The organism is uncultured Bacteroides sp. (assembly GCF_947632445.1).
In the GTDB taxonomy this organism is placed as follows: domain Bacteria; phylum Bacteroidota; class Bacteroidia; order Bacteroidales; family Bacteroidaceae; genus Bacteroides.
In genome coordinates, this window is sequence record NZ_CANRPM010000101.1 from 1 (window position 1) to 6,496 (window position 6,496).

Below are 6,496 nucleotides of genomic sequence, written 5' to 3' on the forward strand. Positions count from 1 at the left end.
TGGCATTTGAAGGGATTATGATATGTAATCTTCATATGCCATTTTATTTTTAGGAACATTTACTGAATATCCCTATTTACGGAAAGGCGGTTTCACCACTACAGCTTTCAGCTTACGGCCACGCATGTCGATACAGATTTCCGTGCCGGGCTTACTGAACTCAGCCTTTACATAGCCCATACCTATACCAATCTTACGAGTAGGCGACATCGTACCTGAAGTCACATTTCCAATAACTTCCCCATTTGCATCCAGTAGGCTATAGCCATGGCGGGGAATGCCTCGGTCAATCATTTCGAAACCTACCAGTTTGCGTGTTACGCCTTCGGCTTTCTGTTTCTCCAACATCGCGCGGTTGGTGAAGTTCTTATTTTCTACAAATTTAGTTATCCAACCCAGACCTGCTTCAATAGGCGAAGTTGTATCATCAATGTCGTTGCCGTAAAGACAAAAACCCATCTCCAGACGGAGTGTATCGCGAGCCCCCAGGCCGATAGGCTTAATACCGAACTCGGCTCCAGCCTCAAAGACAGCATCCCATATTTTCAAGGCCGCGTCAGGATAGAAATAGAGTTCAAAGCCTCTGGCGCCCGTATAACCTGTATTCGAAATGATAACATCCTTCTCACCTGCGAACTCACCATGGGTAAACGTATAATAAGGTAAAGACGACAGATCAATGGGTGTCAACTTTTGCAAAGCCTCGATAGCCTTCGGGCCTTGCACAGCCAGCTGTGCCATACGATCGGAAGCATTCTCCAGCTCGGCCCCGACAGAATTATGGGTTACACACCAATTCCAATCTTTCTCAATGTTGGCAGCGTTCACTACCAGCAAGTACTTTTCAGGTTCATAGCAATAAACCAGCAAGTCGTCTACAATACCCCCTGTCTCGTTGGGGAAACAAGTATATTGCACTTTGCCTGGAGTCAGGACTGCCACATTATTGGAAGTCACCATCTGCAAGAAAGCCAAAGCTTGGGGGCCTTTCACCCAAAATTCACCCATGTGTGATACGTCGAATACGCCTACACCTTGGCAGACAGTCATGTGTTCGTCAATAATGCCCGAATACTCAATCGGCATATTGTATCCCGCAAACTCGTGCATTTTAGCACCCAGCGAGATGTGTTTCTCGGTAAATGGAGTAGTTTTCATGAAACTTATATTTAAGAATTAAAATGAAATGATCAGCGTGCAGCTACCAGTTCGGCAATTTTGACAATCACCTTCACAGCTTTCTCCATGCTCTGTATGGGCACGAATTCATAACGCCCATGAAAGTTAAGTCCGCCGGCAAAAATGTTGGGACAAGGCAATCCTTTGAATGAAAGCTGTGCCCCGTCCGTACCGCCACGGATAGCCTTCACCCGAGGCTCTACACCGGCATCCTTCATCGCTTGGAAAGCAATATCAATGACATGCATCACAGGCTCTATTTTCTCACGCATATTGTAGTACTGGTCATGTAGGTCGAGCGTAGCCGTACCATCGCCATACTCAGCATTGATTTTCCGAACAAGATGTTCCATCTCTTGTTTACGACTTTCAAAACGGATGCGATCATGGTCGCGGATGATGTAAGATACCACCGTTTGTTCCACTTCGCCGCTGATACCCACCAAATGGTAAAAGCCCTCGTAGTTTTCGGTATGTTCGGGTGTCTCATGACTGGGTAGCATGGCCATAAAACGGTTGGCTACACGAATAGAATTAATCATCTTATGCTTGGCATAACCCGGATGTACATTGCGTCCCTTGAAGGTAATCTTGGCAGAAGCTGCATTGAAGTTCTCGAACTCCAGCTCTCCTACCTCGCCACCATCCATTGTATAGGCCCAATCGCAACCGAACTTCTCGACGTCGAACTTATGAGCACCCAGACCGATTTCTTCATCGGGATTGAAACCAATGCGTATTTTCCCATGTTTGATTTCAGGATGCTCCCGTAAATAGACTATTGCCGAGACAATTTCGGCGATACCGGCCTTGTCGTCAGCGCCCAACAATGTCTTGCCATTGGTCACGATCAGATCTTCCCCTTTATGCTCCAACAGTTCGGGGAACTGTGCCGGTGATAAAACTATGTTTTCGTCGGCACAAAGCACTATTTCTCCACCGTCATAACATTGTACAATTCGCGGCGATACGTCCTTACCGTTCATATCGGGGCTCGTATCCATGTGGGCGATGAAACCTACTGTAGGCAGAGGCTTATCTGTATTGGCAGGAAGTGTAGCAAATAGATAGCCATTGTCGTCCAACGTGATGTCTTCAAGTCCTAAGGATTCCAGTTCTTCCTTCAAATAGCGGGCAAACACCATCTGCCCCGGTGTACTGGGAGTAACGCCGGTCTCTTCACTCGATTGAGTATCGAAGCTGACATATTTCAAAAAGCGTTTTACTAAAGTCATATTATTCAAAAAACTGCGATTCAACATTTACAATCTTTATTGTGCCCGTAAAGGTAGAAAAAGGAACGTGAATTGACAAGCAATCCATGTCCCTTTTTTATCCGAAACTTAACGAATTGTCAATCAGAAACAGCTACTTCCATCGAAACAATGCGTACAGAGCTTGCATTTAGGCAGACCGATGGATTCGACCAACGTTTCCAGCGTATTGAAACGTAGGGAAGTAAAGCCAAAGCGCTCACGCATGATCTCCACCATACGATTGTACTCAGGCGAGTCAGTAGTGGCATACTTATCCAGATTTTTATTCTCATCACCCTCCAACTCTTTGATAATACGACGGGTTATCAACTCCAAGGAACTCTTGGAAGCAGTAAAACCAATAAATGGACAAGCATATATCAATGGCGGGCAAGCTATGCGGATGTGTACTTCCCTGGCTCCATATTCGTAAAGCTCTTTTACATTATCACGAAGCTGAGTCCCACGTACAATGGAATCGTCGCAGAAAAGCAGGCGTTTTCCCTGAAGCATCGCACGATTGGGAATAAGCTTCATTTTGGCTACCAGATTGCGCATCTCCTGATGGCTGGGAGTAAAACTACGTGGCCAGGTTGGCGTATATTTAGCAATGGCGCGATGATAAGGGATACCCTTTCCTTCGGCATACCCCAACGCCATACCTACTCCTGAGTCAGGAATTCCACATACATAATCCACTTCGGAAGGATCAGTCTGTCCCATTTTTACACCACTGGTAAAACGCACTTCCTCTACATTACGGCCTTCATAGCAAGATGTAGGGAATCCGTAATATACCCACAGGAAAGAACATACTTGCATCCGCTCCTCAGGTTTACGCATCTGCTCAATGCCGTCGGCACGCAGGCGAATGATTTCACCTGGCCCCAAATAATGTTCAATTTCATATCCCAAATTCGGGAAGCTGCTCGACTCACTGGTTGCCGCATACGCTCCTTCTTTCTTTCCGACAACAATCGGAGTACGTCCCCATTTGTCTCGAGCGGCAATAATGCCGTCTTCCGTCAGCAACAACATGGAACAAGAGCCTTTGATGCGATTGTACACATTCTCTATTCCCTCTACAAAATTCTTGCCTTGAATGATAAGCAAGGCTATCAACTCTGTCTGGTTAGTCTGCCCCGAACTGAGTTCGGAAAAGTGCATATTCTGCTCTAACAGTTCTTCCTCCAGTTCAGCAATATTCATAATCTTGGCAACTGTGACAATAGCAAAACGTCCCAAATGAGAATTCAGAATGATAGGCTGTGCATCCGTATCACTAATGATTCCTATGCCGGAGTTCCCCTTAAACTTGTCCAGTTCGTCTCCAAACTTGGTGCGGAAATAAGTACTTTCCAGATTGTGGATAGAACGACTGAAGCAGTTGGTTGTTTCATCATAAGCAGCCATACCGCCGCGTTTCGTCCCTAAATGAGAATTATAATCTGTCCCATAAAACAAATCAGTCACGCAACCTTCTTTGGCGACTGTTCCGAAGAAACCTCCCATATATCTATACTTTAATAATTACGTATGGTTTTTAAAACGTCGACAAAGATACAAATTAGCCGGCAGGTAGCTTTCTGTCATCACCTGTTTTTTTAGCAAAAATAAGCTCCGTAGAGAAAATCCTCTGCGGAGCATTCAACCAATACTTACTGATCTGTCTTTTTATCCCTTCTCAGTTTCCCCATTTTTTTATAGATTTCAGGTCATCGCCCGTTGCCTCCATCAGACTAAGAGCAAAACCGCCGCTACGAGCTTCTTTGACAGAAATCTTCGTTTTAGAGGTCACAATACCTTTCTTTATCTGATAAGAAGTAGGATTATCCTTGTAATCGGCATCCTTACCGTCAGCATAGAGGGTAGCAACATATTTCTTGCCTGCATCAAGAAAATCAAGCTTGAATTCAGTTGTGCGGGCATTTTCATCAGTAATACCGCCAACAAACCAATTATTACTGCCTTTTGCCTTACGGGCTATAGTGATGTAATCACCTGGCTCGGCTTCGATATATTTGCTTTCATCCCAATCGACAGCTACATCCTTAATAAACTGGAAAGCATCCATGTGCTTTTCGTAGCTGTCCACCAAATCTGCAGCCATCTGTAAGGGACTATAAAGAGTAACATAGAGAGCAAGTTGTTTGCAGAGGGTAGTCTGCACTTGTCCGTGCGGCAGGTCACCCATAAAATCAAGCTTAATATCAAAAATACCAGGCGTATAATCCATTGGACCTCCGATAAGACGATTGAACGGTAAAAGCGTTGTATGGAAAGGCTTGCTTCCCCCAAAGGCTTCGTACTCTGTACCACGTGCCGATTCATTGCCAATCAGATTGGGATACGTGCGGCACAGGCCTGTAGGACGAACAGCCTCATGGCCATTGACCATAATTTTATATTCAGCCGCCTTCTTCACTGCGTATAAATAGTGATTATTCATCCATTGCCCATAGTGATACTCACCTCTGGGAATGATATCCCCTACATATCCACTTTTCACTGCATTATATCCGTGGTCTACCATAAATTGGTAAGCCTTATCCAAATGACGTTCATAGTTACGCACCGAAGCTGAAGTTTCGTGATGCATTATCAATTTCACTCCCTTGCTATGGGCATAATCGTTCAACATATTCACATCAAAATCTGGATATGGAGTCACAAAATCAAAGACATAATCTTTGGATTTGCCAACCCAGTCTTCCCAACCTTCATTCCAACCTTCAACCAGCACCTGATCAAATCCATGTTCAGCTGCGAAATCAATGTATTTCTTCACGTTCTCATTGGTGGCTCCATGACGTCCGTTAGGTTTCAGTGTCGAATAATCCGTCTGGCCCAGCTTCACAGAAAGCAAGTCATCTGTATAAGCCCATGTACTCTTACCAGCAATCATTTCCCACCAAACGCCAATATATTTGACAGGTTTAATCCACGATACATCCTCATAAGCACAAGGTTCATTCAAATTCAGCGTGATACGTGATGCTAAAATATCACGTGCATCGTCGCTCACGATAATTGTGCGCCAAGGCGAAGTACAAGGAGCTTGTAAGTATCCCTTATTACCTTGTGCATCGGGAGTCAGCCAAGATTCGAACACAAGATTCTTGTCATCCAGATTGAGATGCATGCATGAATAATCCACAAGAGCAGCTTCGTGCAGATTGATATAAAGGCCATCAGCAGTTTTCATCTGTAAGGCCGTCTGCACACCTACGGGTGAAAATGGAGTCTGTGAAGAATTGGGTGTAATGGCACCTTTCATCAGAGCACGTATCTCAGTCAGTTTCGATTCGGTATAATCATATTCCTGCGTATCATAGTCACCTGGGATCCAAAAAGCCGTATGGTCACCTGTCATAGCGAACTGAGTATGTTCTTCTTTGATAACGAAATAATTGAGATTCTTCTGCAAAGGGAATTCATATCGGAAACCTAAGCCGTCATCGAAAAGGCGGAAACGGATGACAATGTTGCGCTCTTGCGTTTTCTGGTTCAACGTTACCGCCATTTCGTTATAATGATTACGTATTTCTTTTTCCTCACCCCATACAGGCCGCCAGGTTTCATCAAACGTAGAATTTATCACCTCACTTAGGGTAAATCCATCCATCAGACCCGGATCATTTTTTAATTCCAGCCCCAACTTGGAAGGTTTGATAACCACCTTTCCCTTATAATATAATTCATAAACAGGTTCACCTTGTCCGTTTACCGTAAATGCCAGTCGAAGTAATCCATTAGGAGAAGTAAGTTCCTCAGCAACTGCTATACCGGCCATACAAAGGAAAGATAACAAAAATAAAATTCTAAAAGTAAATGCTTTCATGTTTCTCATGTTTAATATTATTCTTTGCAGACAAAGATAAGAAAAAGGGTTATAAGCAGTTATCCAATTCAGGTAGAAAGAGAAATAAAGAGACAGCAAACGTTTGCATATCCTCAACCTTCCTCAATACTCATAACAGTAAATAACGTGAGTTCGATATAAGAATTAATATATTTATCTGATTAATAAGAATATAACTATAAAGCACTAAATTTATAGT

Annotated in this window: 4 protein-coding genes; all 4 read right to left on the reverse strand. The window is 43.8% G+C overall.

Features of this window, described 5'->3' with window-relative positions; translation table 11 throughout:
- Positions 1 to 72: 72 nt before the first annotated feature.
- Positions 73 to 1,158: a glycine cleavage system aminomethyltransferase GcvT gene (gene gcvT, locus Q0Z70_RS12695; RefSeq protein WP_298075078.1), complete on the reverse strand. Its 1,086-nt coding sequence runs from the start codon at positions 1,156 to 1,158 to the stop codon at positions 73 to 75.
- A gap of 32 nt (positions 1,159 to 1,190) precedes the next feature.
- Entirely contained in the window at positions 1,191 to 2,414 is a 1,224-nt protein-coding gene (gene pepT, locus Q0Z70_RS12700; protein WP_298075080.1) for a peptidase T, read from the reverse strand.
- A gap of 123 nt (positions 2,415 to 2,537) precedes the next feature.
- The gene (locus tag Q0Z70_RS12705) at positions 2,538 to 3,947 is read right to left on the reverse strand and encodes an amidophosphoribosyltransferase (RefSeq protein WP_298075083.1); all 1,410 of its coding nucleotides are present in this window, start codon (positions 3,945 to 3,947) and stop codon (positions 2,538 to 2,540) included.
- A 172-nt stretch (positions 3,948 to 4,119) separates the two neighbouring features.
- Entirely contained in the window at positions 4,120 to 6,285 is a 2,166-nt protein-coding gene (locus Q0Z70_RS12710; RefSeq protein WP_298075085.1) for a glycoside hydrolase family 97 protein, read from the reverse strand.
- Positions 6,286 to 6,496 lie beyond the last annotated feature (211 nt).